At 70.9% G+C, this 17,948-nt stretch carries 15 protein-coding genes and 1 pseudogene; 14 read left to right on the top strand and 2 right to left on the bottom strand.

The annotated features are described in order from the left end of the window. Nucleotides 1–99: 99 nt before the first annotated feature. From OG574_RS08065 to OG574_RS08040, 6 genes are all read left to right on the top strand, one after another. Entirely contained in the window at nt 100–1,233 is a 1,134-nt protein-coding gene (locus OG574_RS08065; protein ID WP_326772551.1) for an MASE1 domain-containing protein, read from the top strand. Between the two features lie 252 nt (nt 1,234–1,485). Continuing rightward, entirely contained in the window at nt 1,486–2,511 is a 1,026-nt protein-coding gene (locus OG574_RS08060) for a LacI family DNA-binding transcriptional regulator (RefSeq protein ID WP_326772550.1), read from the top strand. 255 nt (nt 2,512–2,766) lie between these two features. Continuing rightward, nucleotides 2,767–4,101 (top strand): MFS transporter, encoded by a 1,335-nt coding sequence (locus OG574_RS08055; protein ID WP_326772549.1) that lies wholly within the window; start codon nt 2,767–2,769, stop codon nt 4,099–4,101. Nucleotides 4,102–4,233: 132 nt separating this feature from the next. Beyond that, complete coding sequence (locus OG574_RS08050) at nt 4,234–6,018, top strand: glycoside hydrolase family 3 protein (protein ID WP_326772548.1); 1,785 nt, start codon at nt 4,234–4,236, stop codon at nt 6,016–6,018. Nucleotides 6,019–6,121: 103 nt separating this feature from the next. Beyond that, nucleotides 6,122–7,216, top strand: coding sequence for a 5'/3'-nucleotidase SurE (gene surE / locus OG574_RS08045; protein WP_326772547.1), 1,095 nt, complete (start codon nt 6,122–6,124; stop codon nt 7,214–7,216). A 59-nt stretch (nt 7,217–7,275) separates the two neighbouring features. Next, nucleotides 7,276–8,862, top strand: coding sequence for a carboxylesterase/lipase family protein (locus tag OG574_RS08040; RefSeq protein WP_326772546.1), 1,587 nt, complete (start codon nt 7,276–7,278; stop codon nt 8,860–8,862). A 47-nt stretch (nt 8,863–8,909) separates the two neighbouring features. Here OG574_RS08040 and OG574_RS08035 read toward each other — a convergent pair. Beyond that, nucleotides 8,910–9,652: pseudogene (locus OG574_RS08035) on the bottom strand (NAD(P)/FAD-dependent oxidoreductase). Nucleotides 9,653–9,876: 224 nt separating this feature from the next. Here OG574_RS08035 and OG574_RS08030 point away from each other — a divergent pair. Next, nucleotides 9,877–11,343, top strand: a complete 1,467-nt coding sequence (locus tag OG574_RS08030; RefSeq protein ID WP_326772545.1) for a family 43 glycosylhydrolase — start codon at nt 9,877–9,879, stop codon at nt 11,341–11,343. Between the two features lie 104 nt (nt 11,344–11,447). On the opposite strand, the gene OG574_RS08025 is transcribed toward OG574_RS08030, so the two are convergent. Continuing rightward, on the bottom strand, nt 11,448–12,314 hold the full coding sequence (locus tag OG574_RS08025; protein ID WP_326772544.1) for an IclR family transcriptional regulator: 867 nt from the start codon (nt 12,312–12,314) through the stop codon (nt 11,448–11,450). 134 nt (nt 12,315–12,448) lie between these two features. Between OG574_RS08025 and OG574_RS08020 the strand changes: the two genes are divergently transcribed. The 7 genes from OG574_RS08020 (at nt 12,449) to OG574_RS07990 (ending at nt 17,932) form a co-directional block, all read left to right on the top strand. Beyond that, complete coding sequence (locus OG574_RS08020) at nt 12,449–13,618, top strand: amidohydrolase/deacetylase family metallohydrolase (RefSeq protein WP_326772543.1); 1,170 nt, start codon at nt 12,449–12,451, stop codon at nt 13,616–13,618. Then, on the top strand, nt 13,615–14,025 hold the full coding sequence (locus OG574_RS08015; RefSeq protein WP_326772542.1) for a hypothetical protein: 411 nt from the start codon (nt 13,615–13,617) through the stop codon (nt 14,023–14,025). The genes OG574_RS08020 and OG574_RS08015 overlap by 4 nt, the downstream gene beginning before the upstream one ends. Before the next feature lie 56 nt (nt 14,026–14,081). Continuing rightward, nucleotides 14,082–14,447: an SFCGS family glycine-rich protein gene (locus OG574_RS08010; protein ID WP_100592857.1), complete on the top strand. Its 366-nt coding sequence runs from the start codon at nt 14,082–14,084 to the stop codon at nt 14,445–14,447. After that, complete coding sequence (locus tag OG574_RS08005; RefSeq protein ID WP_100592858.1) at nt 14,444–14,779, top strand: DUF4312 family protein; 336 nt, start codon at nt 14,444–14,446, stop codon at nt 14,777–14,779. The genes OG574_RS08010 and OG574_RS08005 overlap by 4 nt, the downstream gene beginning before the upstream one ends. Nucleotides 14,780–14,789: 10 nt before the next feature. Beyond that, the gene (locus OG574_RS08000) at nt 14,790–15,581 is read left to right on the top strand and encodes a DUF4311 domain-containing protein (RefSeq protein ID WP_326772541.1); all 792 of its coding nucleotides are present in this window, start codon (nt 14,790–14,792) and stop codon (nt 15,579–15,581) included. 13 nt (nt 15,582–15,594) lie between these two features. Beyond that, entirely contained in the window at nt 15,595–16,311 is a 717-nt protein-coding gene (locus tag OG574_RS07995) for a DUF4310 family protein (protein WP_100592860.1), read from the top strand. A gap of 67 nt (nt 16,312–16,378) precedes the next feature. Next, nucleotides 16,379–17,932, top strand: a complete 1,554-nt coding sequence (locus OG574_RS07990; RefSeq protein ID WP_326772540.1) for a DgaE family pyridoxal phosphate-dependent ammonia lyase — start codon at nt 16,379–16,381, stop codon at nt 17,930–17,932. Nucleotides 17,933–17,948: the final 16 nt, after the last annotated feature.

Genomic DNA, 17,948 nt, shown 5'->3' with positions numbered 1-17,948 from the left:
GCGTCCGCGCCGGACACCCGGCTCAACGGTGCCGTGGAGGATCCCGGGGAAGCGGCGGATGATGGATCACGGAGGGATGTCGAAGCGGAGGCCGCACCCATGACAGCCGCCCGGCGAGAACGGCTCCGGCGCGGCGCTGCGGCCGCCCTGGAGATCTGTGTGGTGGCCGCGGTCTACTACGGCTCGGCCAAGCTGGGACTGCTCCAGCAGCTGGTGCGAGGCCAGGTAACACCGTTGTGGCCGCCGACCGGTATCGCCCTGGCCAGCCTGCTCCTGCGCGGCCCGCGGGTCTGGCCCGGGATCGCGCTCGGCGCGCTCGTCGTCAACATCTCCCTCGGCCCGTCGCTGCCGGCCGTGCTCGCCATCGTGGCGGGCAACACCCTCGCGCCCGTCTGCTCGTACGCACTGCTCTGTCGTGCGGGATTCCGTATCGAGCTGGCCCGTCTGCGGGATGTGCTCGCACTGATCTTTCTCGGTGCGTTCACCGGAATGCTGGTCAGCGCGACGATCGGCAGCGGAACCCTGGCCCTCGCCGGTGTGGTGGGCGCCGACGGGTTCTGGCCGACGTGGTCTGTCTGGTGGACCGGCGACGCGATGGGCGTCCTGGTGGTGACGCCGGTCCTGCTCGTTCTCCGCTCGGCACGCTGGCCGAAGGACGCTCCACCGTTCCGTTGGGTGGAGGGGTTCCTGCTCGTCGCAGCCACGGCCGGCGTGGGTCTTGTCGCGACCGGCAGCGCGCCCCTCATGTTCCTGAGCTTCCCGCTGCTGATCTGGGCGGCCTTCCGCTTCCAGCTGGCCGGGGCCGCACCCTGCGCACTGGCCGTGTCCACCTTCACGATCATCGCCGCCGCCCGGGGGACCGGTCCGTTCACCGGTCACGATCTGCTCACCAGCATGATCACCCTGCAGGCTTTCAACGGTTCCTCCGCATTGACCGCCCTGCTGGTCGCGGCCGCCGTCAGTGAACGCAACCAGTTCCAGCAGGAGATCTCGCAGGCCTGCGGGTATCTCGCCGAGATGGTGGCCAAGATCTCCGCGGGCGGCTACCAGCCGACGCTCCCCCTCCGCTTCGGCGAAGTGAACGGGGCCGACGAAGAGAACCAGCTCGGCGAGGTGAACAAGGTCGATCAAGAGATCAAGCTCGGCGAAGTGAACAAGGCCGATGAAGAGATCAAGGCCGGCGAAGAGGACGAACGGGAAGGGCGCGGCGGACGAACCGGAAGAACGGCGTGATCAGCCGGGCTTTCCGCCGGCAGGGGTTTGTCGGAACTTCGCAGCGTGCGCGATGCCGTCGCTCCGGCGGGGCACCTTGGAACGGGGAAGGGGCGGGCCGAGTGGCTCACCGCCGAGCCGAGCTGACCTCTCCGCGGGGAGCGGGGATGCTGCCCCCGCCAGGAGGCGGGGAAAGGGGTCGCGTGCCTCCGCCTGACTCGGTACAGGCGCTCCCTCACCGGCACCGGTCCCCATCTGGGATGATGAGTGATCATGGCCTCCACGTCCTCGCACGGTTCAGCCGGCACGCCGCCCACCAGTGAGGACGTGGCGCGCGCCGCGGGGGTGTCGCGGGCCACCGTTTCGTACGTCCTGAACAACACCCGGAGCGGACGCGTCAGTGAGGCGACCCGGGAGCGGGTGAGGGCAGCGGCCCGGCAGCTGGGTTATGTGCCGCACGCCGTGGCTCGGGCACTGCGCGCGGGGCGGAGCGGTGTCGTCCTGCTCACCGCCCCGGCTGTGACCGCGGGGCCGTTGTTCGCCCAGTACTTCGCCGAGCTGCAGTTGGCCCTTTCGGAGCTCGGCTACACGGCCGTGCTCTACGGCCCGACGGGACACCGGGGCGCGGAGGCCGCTCGCCGGTGGGCCGAGTTGAGGCCCGACGCGGTGCTGTCGCTGATGGACGACAGCCTGGATGAGCACGCTGTCGATGTGCTGCACCGAGCCGGGATCGGGGTCGTGGTCAGCGCCGGGCCGGTGCCGATGCCCGGCGCGCACGCGCTGGTGGCGGATCAGATGCAGGTCGGCGCGGTGGCTGTGGAACACCTGGTGGCTGCCGGACGCAGGAAGATCGGTGTGATCGTCCCCGCCGACGCGTCGCTGCGCGGGTTCGCCGTGCCCAGGCTCTCCGGGGCTGAGGCCGCGGCGAGCGCACATGCTTCGGTCACCGTCGTGCGGCAGGAACTCGCCCTCGGCGAGGAGGCGGCGGCGCGGTGGGCCGAGTTGTTCGTCCAGGCCGGGGCCGACGGGTTGTTCGCCTACAACGACGAGTACGCGTCCGTCGCCGTGCGCGCCCTGCAGGACGCCGGCCTGCGTGTCCCGGAGGACGTCGCCGTCGTGGGTGCGGACGATCTGCTGATCGGCAGACTCCTCCGTCCGAAGCTGACGACCGTCCGCATGGATTTCACGCCCGCACGTGAGATCGCGGCGATGCTGGACCGCCTGATCGGCACCCCCGACACGCCCGCGGAGACCCGCTCCTACCTCCGAACCGGTCTGGTGATCCGGGAAACCGCCTAGTCAGGGCGGTCGGCAAGGTGACGTCACAGCAGCGGCGCCGCACGCGGCAACCGTGTCGTGGCTGAGGGAGGCGTTGCTCCGGCGTCGGTCACTGGCTTCAACTTTTCAACACGTGAGTGGTGCCGCAGCTGGTGACGAACACAACTCGTGCCGTCAGACCTCTTCCGCTGATTACACGTGTCACCTACTGTCCTCCTCAACGCGCGCCCCCACCGCGTCCGCATTCATCGGCATCGCTCTTCAAGGGGCCTCACCATGACCCATTCACTTCCTGAAAACGCGGCGGCGACCGCTGTCGTCGGCGCCGACACCGAGGCCGCCGCACCCGCGCCTCCCCGGCGCCTCGCGCGGTTCTACGTCACGCTGCCCGCCGCCAACATCGCGCTCTACCTGCTGTGGCTCGGCGTGGGCAGCTTCCTGTTGCCCATCCAGGTCGCCCAGATCACCGGCACGAACGACACATCCGCCCTGTCCGCGGCCAGCACCACGGGCGCCGTCCTCGCGACGATCGGCAACCCGGTGTTCGGGCAACTGTCCGATCGCACGCGGTCCCGGTTCGGCCGCCGGGCGCCGTGGATCCTTCTGTGCGCGCTGCTCGGCGCACTGGCCCTGGTCGCCCAGGCGCACGCGACGAGCATCGCGACGCTCGGCCTGAGCTGGGGCGTCGTGCAGTTCATCATGAACGGCTACCAGGCCGCCCTCACCGCCGCGATGCCCGATCGGGTCCCGGTCGCCCGGTACGGAACCTTTTCCGCGCTGGTCGGTCTGGGCGTGCCCCTCGGCACGATCGCCGCCGCACTGATCATCGGCGGGGTGCCCGGCACGAAGTTCGGCCTGGACGGCGTCATCGGCGGATTCGGCGGTCGGTTCGCCGGTGAGAACGGCTACTACCTGATAGCCGGCGTCATCGTCGTCGCGGCGCTCGTGTTCGTCGTCCTGTCCCGGGACCGCGACGCCCGTGACCTGCCGCGCGAGCCGTTCTCACTCAGGGAGTTCCTCGGCGGCTTCTGGGTCAGCCCCCGCCGGCACCCGGACTTCGGCTGGGCCTTCGTCTCCCGACTCGGGGTCATGCTGGGCTATTTCATCGTCCTCACCTACAACCTGTACCTGCTCGCCGACTACATCAAGGTCCCGCCCCAGGATCTGCTGCCGACCGTCGGCTTCCTGATGGTCGTCAACGCGCTGTGCACGGTCGCCGCCACCGTCCTCCTCGGGCCCCTCGCCGACAAGGTCGGCAGGGTGAAGCCGTTCGTGTTCGCCTCCGGCATCGTCGCGGCGCTGGCCCTGTCGCTTCCGATGCTGTGGCCCACTCAGGGCGGCATGCTCACGTACAACATCGTCGGGGGCCTGGCGTTCGGCGCCTACATGGCCGTCGACATGGCCCTGATCACCAAGGTCCTGCCGCGCGCGGCCGACGTGGGCAAGGACATGGGCGTCATCAACATCGCCAACGCCGGACCGCAGATTCTCGCCCCCACCCTCGCCGGCTGGATCGTCGCCGCCGGCGGCTACGAGGCCTTGTTCCCGGTCGTCGCGGCCGTCTCCCTCGTGGGCGCGCTGGGCGTACTCCGCGTCCGGGGCGTTCGCTGAGCCGTCCGGCCCGTCACGCCGTCCCTCCCGCGTCCGCGCGGTGACCACCGTCCTCGGGGCGCCGGCCGTGTCCCGATCCGCGCCGTGCGCCGAACCACCCCGGATTCCGTCCCCTTCGCCCTGGAGGCACCCATGACCACCACCACATCCGCGCCCCGTGACGACGGCCACCCCTACCAGGACCCGTCCCGCCCCGTCGACGAGCGCGTCGAGGATCTCCTGGCCCGCATGACTCTCGCGGAGAAGGCCGGACAGGTCTTCCACACCGTGCTCCCCCTCCATCCGGACGGACGCCCGGTCGAGGACGGCGACGAGGCGATGGTGCCCACAGACACCACCGGACTGATCCGGACACGTCTCATCAGTCACTTCAACGTCCTGGGCGCCGCGGGCGCCCGGCAGATGGCCGAATGGCACAACACCCTTCAGGAGATCGCCGCCGGCACCCGCCTCGGCATACCGGTCACTCTCTCCACCGACCCGCGGCACGCCTTCACCGACAACCCGGGTGCGTCCTTCACCGCAGGGCCTTTCTCCGCGTGGCCCGAGCCGCTGGGTCTGGCCGCGACCCGCGATCCCGAACTGGTGCACCAGTTCGCCGACACCGTCCGACGTGAGTACCTGGCCGTCGGCCTGCGCGTGGCTCTCCACCCGCAGATCGACCTGGCCACCGAGCCGCGCTGGTCCCGCCAGACAGGCACCTTCGGCTCGGACGCCGCCCTGACCGCCGAGCTGGTGCAGGCGTATGTCCACGGGCTGCAGGGGGCGGAGCTGGGCGGCCACTCCGTCAGCGCCATGGTCAAGCACTTCCCGGGCGGCGGCCCCCAGAAGGACGGTGAGGACCCGCACTTCGCGCACGGCAAGGAGCAGGTCTATCCCGGCGGAATGCGGGACCACCACCTCCTGCCCTTCCGCGCCGCCATCGCCGCGGGGTGCGCGCAGATCATGCCGTACTACGGCCAGCCGATCGGCACCGACTGGGAAGAGGTGGGATTCGGTTTCAACCGCGGTGTCGTCACCGGGCTGTTGCGCGAGCAGCTGGGCTTCACCGGCATCGTGTGCACCGACTGGGGGCTGCTGACCGACGCCCCGATCCTCGGCGAACTGCACCAGGCGCGCGCCTGGGGAGTGGAACACCTCGGCGTCGCCGAGCGAGCGGCAAAGGCCCTCGACGCCGGAGCCGACCAGTTCGGCGGCGAAGCCTGCCCGGAGGTGATCGTGGAACTGGTCCGCTCGGGCCGCGTCCTGGAGTCCCGCATTGACGCCTCCGTGCGACGCCTGCTGCGCGACAAGTTCCGCCTGGGACTGTTCGACAGCCCCTTCGTCGATCCCGGGACGGCCGAGGAAACAGTCGGCAACAGCGAGTTCCGCGCGGCCGGCGAGGCCGCACAGCGCCGCTCCCTGACCGTACTGACCAACCACGAGCGGACACTCCCGGTCACCGGGACCCGGCCGAAGCTGTACGTCCGCGGAGTCTCGTCGGACGCGGCGGCCGCCTACGGAGAGGTGGTCGCCGACCCTGCCGCCGCCGAACTGGCGATCCTGCGGCTACGCACGCCGTACGAGCCGCGAGAGGGCAGGTTCGAAGCGTTCTTCCACTCCGGGCGACTCGACTTCCCCGAGAAGGAACTGAGCGACATCGTGGGCCTCTTGGAATCCGTGCCCACTCTCGTCTGTATCAACTTGGAGCGGCCGGCCGTCATCCCGGAGATCGCCGAGAAGGCGTCCGCGCTGATCGCCGACTACGGCGCGAGTGACACCGCCCTGCTGGACGTCGCCTTCGGCCGGACCGCCGGAGAGGGGCGCCTGCCGTTCGAGCTGCCCCGCTCCATGGCGGCCGTCGCGGCCTCGCGTCCGGACGTACCCAACGACACCCCCGACCCCGTCTTCCCGCACGGACACGGACTGCCCCTCTGACTCGCCCCTCCGACTCCCGGAATTGTTCGGGACTCGCAGCCACCGGGTGGCAGGCAACCGCGCCCGCCACCGCCTCCGACGTGAACAAAGGGACACGCCCGCCATGCCCACCACCTCCCGCTCCCGCATCAAGCTCGCCACCGCCACGACCGCCGCACTCGCCAGTCTCACCGCGATGGCCTACGCCCTGCCGCAGGCCACGGAGGCCGCCGCCCACACAGAACCCTCGGCCGAACCGCTGGCCGGACTGCGCGTCCTGCTGTCCAACGACGACTCCATGCAGGCAGCCAAGGCCTCCCACGCCGACGGGCTGGGCCTTTACGAGATGCGCAAGGCGCTGTGCGCCGCGGGCGCCGACGTCGTCGTCATGGCGCCGTGGCAGGTGCAGTCCGGCAAGGGCACCGCCGTCACCAACGGCGGTGCGCTCACGCTGGCTCGGCGCACACGGCTGCCCGCCGGCTACGAGAACGACTGCTCAGGCGCACCGTCCGGCTCGCCCGTCTACGGGGTGTGTCTGTCCGACGACGCCTGTGGCGCCGGCACACCGAGCGCGACGCCGGCCGACACCGTCAAGTTCGCCCTCCGCTCGGGCCTCGCCGCCAAGGTCGGCTGGGCCGACGGCCCCGACGTGGTCGTGACCGGCATCAACTCCGGGCCGAACGTCAGCGCGCAGGTCAACGACTCCGGCACGGTCGGCGCCGCTGTCGCGGCCATCGACGAGGGTGTTCCCGCCATCGCCTTCTCCTCCTCATCCGGCGACAGCACCAACACCTACTTCCCGGTCGCCAACTACCGGGACAACGCCGAGTTCGGTGCCCGTCTTCTCGCCGGAATGCGCGAACGCTCCCTGTTCACCGGCAAGTTCGCCGTCAAGGTCGACTACCCCGACGTCAGCGGGGGCCGGCGGGCCAAGGCGCCCCTGTGGACCGGCATCGGCCACGGCAAGGTCGTCTGGCACGACTACGCGGCACGCCGAGGCAGCGGCGACACCTTCGACATCGTCCCCGGCGTCTGTGCGGACAGGCCCGGCGACTCCTGCACGGAAACCGTGCGGCGGGCCGACTCCACCGCGCTGCTCAGCGGCCATGTCGCCGTCGCGCCCGTCACCGCGGACCGCACCTACGGCGCCATCGTTGACGGCGGGAAGAACCTGCGGAAGCTGAAGCACTACGTCGAGCAGGACGCCCCGCGCCCGTAAGGCCGGAGCAGATCCCGACTCCTCCACCTCGACGCCGTACAAGACACAAGGAGCAACCAGTGACCAACCACGCCGCAGAGCCGCCCATCGTCCGCACCGCCCACGGCCCTGTGCGCGGTGAGCGCCGCGACACCGGCGTCCGATTCCTCGGCATCCCGTACGCCCAACCCCCCGTCGGCGCACTCCGGTTCGCCGCGCCCGTCCCTCCCGAGCCGTGGTCCGACGTGCTGGACGCCACCGCCTACGGACCGACCGCGCAGCGTCGCCCCCTGGCAGAGGTCACCTTCATCCCCGAGCCGAGCATCCCGGGCGACGGGACGCTCAATCTCAACGTGTTCACCCCGGACCTCTCCCCGGATGCCGGCTTGCCCGTGATGGTCTGGATCCACGGAGGTGGCTTCCTCGCCGGATCCCAGGCGAGCCCTTGGTACGACGGCGCGGCCTTCAATCGCGACGGGGTGGTCGTCGTCTCGATCGGCTACCGGCTCGGCTTCGACGGCTTCGGATGGATCTCCGACGCACCGCACAACCGCGCCGTCCGTGACTGGTTGCTGGCCCTTGAATGGGTGCGGGACAACATCCGGGGCTTCGGAGGGGACCCCGACCGGGTCACCATCGCCGGTCAGTCGGCGGGCGGTGCCGCCGTGCTGACCCTGCTGGGTATGCCTCGTGCGCAGCACCTGTTCCACCGCGTGCACTGTCTGTCCGGCCCGGTTTCGCAGGTGTCGACGACGGAGGCGGAACGTCTGGGCCGCAAGCTGGCCGAGCTGGGCGGCGTGCCACCGACCCGAACAGGCTTGTCCCAGCTGAGCGAGGGGCAGATCCTTGATCTGCAGAAGCAGGTGTCCTCGCCGGCAGCGGACACCGATGCTGATACGGATACGGATACGGATACGGATACGGATACGGGCGCTGGCACGGGCACGGGCACGGGCACGGACGATGCTCTGGCCGGGATCGCCGGCCTGATCGCCGAGAACCTGCCCTTTGCCCCCATGGTCGACGGCGACCTGATCCCCGAGGCCACCCTGGACGCCCTCGCCGCGGGCGTGGGAGCCGGCAAGGAGCTCGTACTCGGTGCCACCGACCACGAGTTCACCATGGCGCTGCACCCCATGCGGGACCGACTTGCCACGGCGGGGCCGGCCCGGATCCTCGCCGGGTGCGGCGTGGACGGGACCGTCGCCGCCGCGTACGTCGCAGATCACCCCGGCCTTGACACGGCCGACCTCGTCGGCCAGTACGTCACGGACCATCTCTTCCGCACAGCCGTGGCCCGGGTCGCCAGGGCCCGCGGATCCGCCCCCACCTGGCTGTACCGCTTCGCCTGGCGCTCGCCCGTCCTCGGCCTGGCCACTCACTGCCTCGACGTGCCGTTCCACTTCGACTGCCTCGACGCCGAAGGGGTCACTGCGGTGGCCGGTGCCGAGCCGCCCAAGGCCCTTGCCACGGATGTCCACGGCGCGGCGGTCGCGTTCATCCGCGACGGCAGGCCGGGATGGACGCCCTGGATCTCCAGCGCCCCGACCACGCGGGTCTTCGACACCCGCTCCTCCGACACGGGCGACGGCTACGCCGACGTAGGCGCTCTGCTCACCGCCCCCGCACCAAAGTCTCCGACGGCGCCCGGCGGAAGTAAGTGCTGAAGTAAGTACTGAAGTAAGTGATCGAAGGGTGCGGTGACCGGCCGGTGTCAGGCCCGCTGCGTCGCCGGGCGCTTCGCACGGGGCCGCCGGGCCAGCCGCTCCAAGGCGAACGGGCGGGTTGCCTCGGCAGCCGCGCGGTCACCGGTCACCAGGGCGGCGACGGCGCGCCCGGTGGCGGGGGCGAGCATCAGGCCGAGCATGTTGTGACCGCCCGCCGCGACGATCCGCGAGGTGCCGGGGACCGCACCGATCAGGGGCAGTCCGTCACGCGTCAGCGGCCGGGCGCCCACCCACTCCTCCTCACGGTCCGCCCGGTCGGCGCCCTCGAGGTAGGGGCGAGCGGCCGCGACGACGGCCCGGACCCGGGCCTCGCGGTAGCGGTCGGCGTCGGCCTCGAACTCCATCGTGCCGGCGACCCGGATCCGTTCGCCGGTCTCGTCCAGCGGGTGAGCACCACGTGTGCCGTTCCCAGATGTACGAGCCGGTGCAGCGGCTGCCTGGAGCGCACCGAGAAGCTGTAGCCCTTGCCGGGGAACAAGCCGGGGTCGACACCGAGCCCCCGCAGCAGCGTCTGCGACCACACGCCGGCGGCCACCACGGCACGGTCCGCGCCGTACGTGCCGGCCGAGGACCGCACCTGCGCCCCGCCCCGTACCTCGTCGACCGAGGTGACCCGGGCGCCCTCCACGATGTGTACGCCGTTGTCCCGGAGCCGGGCGGCCAGGCTGTCGACGAACCTGGACGGGTCGACCGACCCGCATCCTGCGGTCCGCGAACCCGCCGAGGGCATAGCCCTCTACCTGGCCTGCCGGACGGAGCCTTCGCCGTAGTCGGACCGGGGCGATCGGCCTCTGCCACGCGCGGCCGGGAAATGACCCGAAGTCCCTTGACATTACTGGGTGATTGACAGCTGTCGCAGCCGTCCCTACGGTAACGCCACAGATTTACATCGATGTAACGACGTCGCCGTCCCGTGCCGGCTTTCCTTCGGGGGCCGCCTCCGAAGGGCTGCACATGTCCCTGTCGAGCACCGTCCGTACCATCCGCCTGGCCGTCGTCTCGTTCGGTGTGCTCCTGGCGCTCGTCGGGGGCTGCCTCACGGCGTCCGCCGATCCGTCGCCCGGCGCGCCGCAGCCGGTTGCCGCTGCCGCGGGCGGATTCCGTGATCCGCTGAACAGCGGCCCCGATCCGTACATGACGCACTGGAACGGCAACTACTACCTCACGACGACGCAGGGCGACAGCATCAGAATGTGGCGATCCCCGTCGCTGAGCACCCTGCTGACGGCCGATCCGGTCACGGTGTGGACCGACACGGACAGCTCGCGCAACCGCGACATCTGGGCGCCGGAGTTCTACCGGTTCGGTGACCGCTGGTACATGTACTACACCGCCGACGACGGTGTGGACGACCATCATCGTCTCTACGTCCTGGAGTCGGACCGGGACGATCCGGCAGGCCCGTACCACTTCAAGGCCAAGCTCGCGCCGCCCAACCACGCGAACGACTTCGCCATCGACGCGGGCATCCTGCAGCACAACGGGCGGCTCTACCTCGCCTACAGCGGCATCAACCAGTACCAGCACAACGGCCTCAACATCGCACCGCTCTCCAACCCCTACACGATCTCGGGCGACGCGGTGGCCATCAACGGCGCGGGCGGCTGCCCGGAGGTCCGTGAGGGGCCGGAGTTCCTGAATCGCAACGGCCGTACGTGGATGACGTACTCGACGTGCGACACGGGCAAACCGGACTACCAGGTATGGATGATGTCGCTTCCGGACACGGCCGACCCACTGGTGCCGGGGAACTGGACGCAGCACCAGGGCGCGGTCTTCTCCCGCGCCGACGACCACGGAGTCTTCGGGCCGGGCCACCACGCGTTCTTCAAGTCGCCCGACGGCAGCGAGGACTGGATCGTCTACCACGCGAAGACGACGAGTGCCCTCACCTACAGCAACCGCACCACGCGCGCCCAGAAGTTCGGCTGGAAGGCGGACGGCAGCCCGGACTTCGGCCGGCCGCTCGCCATGGGTGCCACGCAGGACCTGCCGTCGGGGGACCCCGGGTCCGGCAACTACTGGATCAATGACGACGGTCGCTCCGACGGTCCAGGGACCGTCACCTACAGCGGTACCTGGAACTCGGGCACCGGGTGTGCGACGCAGTGCTTCTGGAGCGACGACCACTGGAGCGACCGCACCGACGCCTCAGCCACCTTCACCTTCGACGGCACCCGCATCGCCCTGCTGTCCGTACGTGACGTGGGGAACGGGTACGCGGACCTGAGCATCGACGGTGGTCCGGAGCAACGTGTGGACTTCTACGGAGCCATCCGCACGGGGGAAACGGTCCAGTACCTGAGCCCGAGGCTCCCGTCCGGACACCACACGCTGCGCGTACGGGTCACGGGCCAGCACAACGCGCAGTCCACCGCCTCGTTCGTGAGCGTCGACCGTGCGGAGGTCTACGCCGACTGAATGCGGCTGCGCACGCCTGCGGTTGTCGCCCGCACAGGGGGCGGGCGACAACGCGTACCCACGGGACACGCACGTCCTGCGTGTCCCGTGGGCGTGGGTGCGCGTCACAGTCTGCGGGAGACCTCCTGGGCCGCCTGCCGGACCGCCGGGGCGAACGCGGTGAGTTGCTCCTCGGTGACGAGGGCGGCCAGGGAGGACACGGAGACCGCGCCGACCGGGGAGCCGTCGGTGTCGAGGACAGGAGCGGCGAGGGAGCAGATCGCCTCGTCGGCTTCTTCGCAATCGGTCGCGAAACCGGTGTGCCGGACCGTTTCCAGCTGGCTGAGCAGTGTGGTGCGGTCGGTGACGGTGTGAGAGGTGCGGGCCGGGAGGCCGGCCCGGTCGAGCAGCGCCTTCGTCTCCGTCTCGGGCAGATGGGCCAGCAGCACCTTGCCCGCGGCCGAGGCGTGCAGGGGGAGGCGGGTGCCCACCTCGGTGGCGATGCGGTAGGCGAGGCCGGGGTCGACCTTGTGGGTGTAGGTGGCGTGGTCGCCGCTGAGTACCGCCAAGTGGACTGCCTGGCCCAGGCGTTGCTGGAGTGCCCGCAGGACCGCGTCGATGCCGACGGTGTCGTCCGAGAGTACTTGGGCGGCCAGTGCGCGCAGCTGGGTGCCGATGCCGTAGCGCCCCTCGCCGTCCGGGACGGCGTAGCCCTCCTCGATCAGGGTCGCGAGGATGCGGTGGGTACTGGCCTTGGGGACACCGGAGCGCTCGGCGATCTCGCCCAGCTTGTGGGGGGCGTCGGGGTGGGCGAGGGCGTGCAGGACGCGTAGCGCCTTGGCGACGGAGTTGACCGGGCCCGAGGTTTCGGACTGTCCCTGGGTGGCCCCGTGCGGTTCCTGTGGCCGGAGCTCCGACGGTGTCGGTTTCCGCGTAGCTGACGAGGCGTTCGTCGGGGCGTCCGTCGATTTCAGCGACTCTTCGCGATCCATTGACCCTCCGAAGGCATCCGGCTAGCGTGCAGTCAATCCGTTCTACGGAACGCGAATCTACCCTACGGAACGCCCAGGTGCTCCGCGGTTGTCCCCTCGCGCCCTATCTCATGCTCAGTGGAAGGCCGCCGTCCATGGCTGTGCAGGCATCCGACGCAAACCGATTCGATCTTGTGATTCTTGGCGGGCAGGTGGTCGACCCCGAGCGGGGCACCGTCGAGCCCGGCGATGTCGCGCTCGCCGGCGACCGGATCGCGGCGGTCGGCCCGGCCGGGACGCTCGACCCGACCGGCGCCGAGGTGTACGACGCGAAAGGGCTGCTGGTCACCCCCGGGCTGATCGACCTGCACGCCCACATCTACGACGGAGCGACCGGCCTCGGCATCCCCGCCGACGACGCCGGTGTGCGGCAGGGTGTGACGACCGTCGTCGACGCGGGCAGCTGTGGCAGCGACGACTGGCCGCACTTCGTCTCCTCGGTCGTCGCCCCGGCCGCCACCCGCGTGCTGAGCTGGCTCAACATCTCCCGCCACGGCCTCGTGCACGGCACCCGAGAACTCGTCGGCGGCGCGGCAGACATCGATGTCAAGGCCACTGACCGGATCCTCGCCGACAACCCGGCGGCAGTGCGGGGCCTCAAGGTCCGCATGAGCCGGTCGGTCCTCGGCGACAGCGGTCTGGCGCCGCTGCGCGCGGCCAGAGAACTCGCCGCCGCGCACGCGCTGCCGGTCATGGTCCACGTCGGCAACGCACCGCCCGCCTTCGGCGACGTCCTCGACCTGCTCGGGCCGGGCGACGTCGTCACCCACGCCTTCCACGGCAAGCCCGGCGGGCTCTTCGGCGACGGAGCCGAACCGCTGCCGCAGGTCCGGGCGGCCCTGGAGCGCGGCGTCCGGTTCGACGTGGGACACGGCAGCGCCAGCTTCGCGTTCGACACCGCGGAACGCGCTCTGGCGGCCGGTATCCGGCCGTACACCATCAGCACCGACCTGCACGCACGCAACATGAACGGGCCGGTGCGGGACCTCACCAGCACCCTGTCCAAACTGCTCGCCCTGGGGATGTCGCTGCCGGAGGTCATCCGGTGCGCCACCACGCACCCGGCCGAAGTGCTGGGCATGTCAGGCGAGTTGGGTTCGCTGCGGCCCGGCGCCGCGGGCGACCTGAGTCTGCTCGAGGACCGCGGCGCGCCGGACCGGCTCACCGACTCCCAGGGGGTCACCCGCCCGGCAGGACCCTGGCTCGCGCCCGTCGCGACCGTCCGTGCCGGACGCCCGATGCCGATACGAAAGGCCACCGTATGACTGCCGACCCCTTGATCGAGGCGCTCGCCGCCGCCGTGGCGGACACCGCCGAACCCGTGCGCGAGGAGGACCGCCGCGCCCTGTCCCGGCTGCTCCCCACGATCGAGGAACGCGCCGCCGCCGAGCGGATCTCCTTCGACGAGGACCGCCGGCTCGCCCTCGCCGTGCATGCCCTCGGCTTCGTCCGCCGAGTACGAGTCGGCGAACACCTCGACGCGCTGGACCCCACAGTGGCCGACGAGATCACGCCGGGCCCGCTGGCCGCCGCCCGCGAGCTGATCGACACGTACGGCGCGCCCCTGGATCACGCCGCCCACGCCACCGAAGTCGTGCTGCTCGCCCTGCACTTCGAGACGGCGCGGCAGCTCCAGGAACGCTCACCGGCACCACAGAACGCACAGACATGACCGGCCCGCACACCAGCGGACCAGGCACATCACCGCACCACAAAAGGAAGTGCACCATGGCAGTCAAGATCGTGATCGGACACCGGCTCGGCAAGGGCCAGGCCGTCGCCGACGGCATACGGGCGGCGGGTGGCGAACCCATCCTGATCCCGGGCCCGGGCGCGGACATGAAGGTCGGCGACGTGATGGCCGCCGAAGGCGCGGCGCTCGGCATCTCGTTCTGCGGCAGTGGCGGCGCGGGCGCGGTCACGGCCAAGGCCAAGTACGGCCATGACATCGAGTTCGGCATGCGCTCTCCGCAGGCCGGGATCACCGCTGTGCAGCAGGGCAAGACGGTGCTGGGCTTCGGCTTCCTGGACAGCGAGGAACTCGGCTTCAAGGTGACCGAGGCGCTGCTGAAGAAGCTCGGGGAGTCGGCGTGATCGAGGACCGGCACACGGTCCGGGTCAGCGGCACCGGGCCCACTCGCGAGAAGGCGTTCGCCGCCGCCATGCAGCAGGTCTCCGGTGCCGTCGGCAAGCTGACGGACGGCGTCTGCTTCCGGGTCGAGCCGCTCGCCGTCGAGGTCGCGTCCGCGGTCGAACACCGCTGGACGGAACGGTTCCTGGGTCTGCTCTTCGCTCGCGAGCGCCGCCGCTACGAGCTGACTCTTCGGATCGAGGTGCGCACCGCCGCACTCGATCTGGACGCCATCGCATTCTCCGTACGCGAGGAGCGGCTGACGCCGCTCCAGCACGCGCTCCACATGAGGTGAGGACACCCGCATGAACGAGACGCTCACCATCGCACTGGAGTCGATGGTCATCGGCGCCCTGATCGGCTTCGGGGCGAGCGCGGGTGTGGCCCGCATGTTCCACGCGCCCAAGGTGCAGGGCATGGGTGCCTTCCGGACCCTGGGCGAACTCAACGCCTGCGAGAACGACCCGGTCGCGCACTTCTCCTTCGGCCTCGGCTTCTTCTTCAACGCCTGGGCCAGCGCCGTCGGCACCGGCGCGCTGACCTCGGACGTCGATCACCGCATCGTGCCCCACTGGGCCGCCGCGCTGTCGATGACCAAGAACCGCAACCTCGACGAGACGCTGCACAACCCGCGTCGGATGGCGGCCTACGGGGCGGGCGTCGGCCTGGTCCTGGTGACGGTTCTGAACACCACCGCCGCGTCCATTCCGCACTCGCTGCAGAACGTCGCAGCCGACGTACTCGGCCCCGCCTCGGAGTGGCTGATCAACCCCGTCATGCCGATCGTCTTCTGGATGGCGGCGGTCGACGCGGGGCGGCGCAGCGGAGGCTGGGGCACCGTACTCGGTGGTCTGGCGCACGTCGTGATGGGCAACGCGGTTCCCGGCATCGTGCTCGGCATCGTGGTCGGCAAGGGCATCGACGACCTGGGCTGGACCAGGGTCACCAAGGCGCTCGCCGGCGCGGTGGTGTTGCTGTTCGTCGGCAGCGCCTTCCTGCGCGGCGTGGACATCCAGCTGCTGCAGCAGATGAAGGCGGACGTGCCGCATTGGCTGAGCCGGCTCCACGACGCGACCGGCACCACCCCGACGAAGTGAGCGAGGCACCGCGATGACCACGAACGACGCCACCACCACCGCGGGAGCTGCGGCACCCGCGGGCAGGACCCGCGGCAAAGTCCCCGGCGAGGGCAGCTTCTGGCTCTCGGAATGGGCCTTCCCGCTCTTCGTGGCGGCCCTGGCCGCCGGCATCTTCGCCGGCACGCACCTGTACTACGTCTACCGCACCGGCACCTTCAGCGATGTCGCAGTCACCGCGATGCTCAAGGGCGGTATGGACAGCGGGAGTTACGGGGCGGCGGCGGCCTTCGGCGCCGGCTTCCTGTTCGCCCGCATCATCGAGGGGCCGATGGTCGGCATCCTCGACATCGGCGGCTCGCTGCAGACCGGCGTCGGCATCGGCATCCCCGCGATGCTGCTGGCTGCCGGGATCACCGCCCCTCTGGAGCACTTCTGGCTGGCCCTGCCCACCGGCGCCCTGCTGGGCGCGCTGATCGGGGCCCTGATCCTGGCCATCCGGCGGGCCACGGTGAACTCGGCGGGCGGCACCTCCACCTTCGGCGCCGACGTGATGATGGGCGCCGGAAACTCCGCCGGCCGCTATCTGGGCCCCTTGGTGATCATCGCCGCGGCCACCGCCTCCCTCCCCGTGGGCCTCGGCTCCACCCTGGGCGCCGCGCTCTTCTACTGGTGGAAGAAGCCGCTGACCGGAGGCGCCATCCTCGGCGCCATGCTCTTCGGGCTCTTCTTCCCCATCGCGGGCACCTAGGGCCTCTCGGCGCGCCCCGAAGAAGTCGGCCTCACCCCCCATCGATCGGCTCTCCACGAAAGGCACCATGAACACGCTCTACGAGGACCTCGGCCTCGCCCCCGCCATCAACGCCAGCGGCAAGATGACCGCCCTCGGCGGCAGCCGGCTCGACGACCGGGTGATCGCCGCCATGGGCGAGGCCGCCCGCGGTCATGTGGTCATGGACGACCTGCTCGTCGCCGCCGGCCGGGAACTCGCACGCGCCACCGGCGCCGAGGACGCCTGCCCCACCACCGGTGCCGCGGCCGGCATCGCGATCGCGGTCGCCGCCCTCATCGCCGGCACCGACCCGGCCCGGATCGAGCGACTGCCCGACGCCGGAGGTGCGCCCGACGAGGTGGTGCTGCAGAAGGGCCACGCCGTCCACTTCGGCGCCTCCGTGTGCCAGATGATCGCCATCGGCGGCGGCAGGCCCGTCGAGGTCGGCGCCGTCAACAAGGCACGGCCCGAGCACTTCACCGCCGCGATCACCGACCGCACCGCAGCTCTCCTGTACGTCCAGTCGCACCACGCCGTACAGAAGGGCCAGGTCCCGCTGGAGACGGTGGTGGCCATCGGGCGAGAGCACGGTATCCCGGTGATCGTGGACGCGGCGGCCGAGGAGGACCTGCGCCGCTGGCCGGCCACCGGCGCCGACCTTGTCGTCTACAGCGGGGGCAAGGCCATCGGGGGTCCCACCTCCGGACTGATCTGCGGGCCGGCCGACCTGATCGCCGCGTGCCGCGCACAGTACGGCGGCATCGGGCGGCCGATGAAGGTCGGCAAGGAAACCGTCCTCGGCCTCGTGCGGGCGGTGCGCGACTACGGGACCGCAGCAGGGGCCGTCGACCCGGAACAACAGCAGGCCCGCATGACGCGGCTCGCCGAACGCCTCGACATGCTGCCGGGACTCTCCGCACGTGTCGTCCGCGACGAGGCCGGCCGGCTCATCCACCGGACGGAACTGACCGTCGACCCGAAGGAGGCGGGCCGGAACGCGACCGAGCTCGCCGCGGAGCTGGCACAGGGTCAGCCGCCCGTCTTCCTGCGGGACCACCACGCCGCCACCGGCAGGCTGGCCGTCGACCCCCGGCCGCTGACTTTGCACGAGGAAGAACAGATCGTGGCCCGGCTCACCGGGATCCTGGGTGGCGCGCGGGTTACCGCCGGGCCCCGCGGTCACGGAGAGCCGACAGAGACCGGGCGGACACCGGCACCGGACCAGCAGGAGGCGCAGGTGACCGGTCGGCCGGCAGCCGGGACAACGCCCGAGCGCGCGGCGGACTCGGACGGCACAACGACGCCGGTGGTGCCCTTGGAGCGCCGCCTGGTGGTGACCGAGGCGGCGGGGCTGCACGCCCGGCCGGCAGCGGCCTTCGCCCAGGCCGCGGGCCGCAGCACGGCAGCCGTGACGGTGCGCCGAGCCGGCACCGAAGGCAGCTCCGCGGCCGACACACGCGAGGTCCCGGCCCGCAGCGTGCTGTCCCTGATGTCGCTCAACATCCGCTCCGGCGAGGAGATCGTCCTCAGCGCGCGCGGCGAAGGGGCGGCCGAGGCACTCGCCGAGCTGGCAGCCATCGCCGCACCCGAATCCTCCTGACTCCGCCCCCGCCCAT

This window comes from Streptomyces sp. NBC_01445, assembly GCF_035918235.1.
In the GTDB taxonomy this organism is placed as follows: Bacteria; Actinomycetota; Actinomycetes; order Streptomycetales; family Streptomycetaceae; genus Streptomyces.
This window is presented reverse-complemented; position numbering and strand designations above follow the sequence as displayed.

Coding starts and splice junctions, on each gene's coding strand:
- OG574_RS08055 (WP_326772549.1), top strand. CDS start 2,767: ATGACCCATTCACTTCCTGAAAACGCGGCGGCGACCGCTGTCGTCGGC.
- OG574_RS08065 (WP_326772551.1), top strand. CDS start 100: ATGACAGCCGCCCGGCGAGAACGGCTCCGGCGCGGCGCTGCGGCCGCC.
- OG574_RS08000 (WP_326772541.1), top strand. CDS start 14,790: ATGAACGAGACGCTCACCATCGCACTGGAGTCGATGGTCATCGGCGCC.
- OG574_RS08015 (WP_326772542.1), top strand. CDS start 13,615: ATGACTGCCGACCCCTTGATCGAGGCGCTCGCCGCCGCCGTGGCGGAC.
- OG574_RS08025 (WP_326772544.1), bottom strand. CDS start 12,314: ATGGATCGCGAAGAGTCGCTGAAATCGACGGACGCCCCGACGAACGCC.
- OG574_RS08050 (WP_326772548.1), top strand. CDS start 4,234: ATGACCACCACCACATCCGCGCCCCGTGACGACGGCCACCCCTACCAG.
- OG574_RS08020 (WP_326772543.1), top strand. CDS start 12,449: ATGGCTGTGCAGGCATCCGACGCAAACCGATTCGATCTTGTGATTCTT.
- OG574_RS08030 (WP_326772545.1), top strand. CDS start 9,877: ATGTCCCTGTCGAGCACCGTCCGTACCATCCGCCTGGCCGTCGTCTCG.
- OG574_RS08060 (WP_326772550.1), top strand. CDS start 1,486: ATGGCCTCCACGTCCTCGCACGGTTCAGCCGGCACGCCGCCCACCAGT.
- OG574_RS07995 (WP_100592860.1), top strand. CDS start 15,595: ATGACCACGAACGACGCCACCACCACCGCGGGAGCTGCGGCACCCGCG.
- OG574_RS07990 (WP_326772540.1), top strand. CDS start 16,379: ATGAACACGCTCTACGAGGACCTCGGCCTCGCCCCCGCCATCAACGCC.
- surE (WP_326772547.1), top strand. CDS start 6,122: ATGCCCACCACCTCCCGCTCCCGCATCAAGCTCGCCACCGCCACGACC.
- OG574_RS08010 (WP_100592857.1), top strand. CDS start 14,082: ATGGCAGTCAAGATCGTGATCGGACACCGGCTCGGCAAGGGCCAGGCC.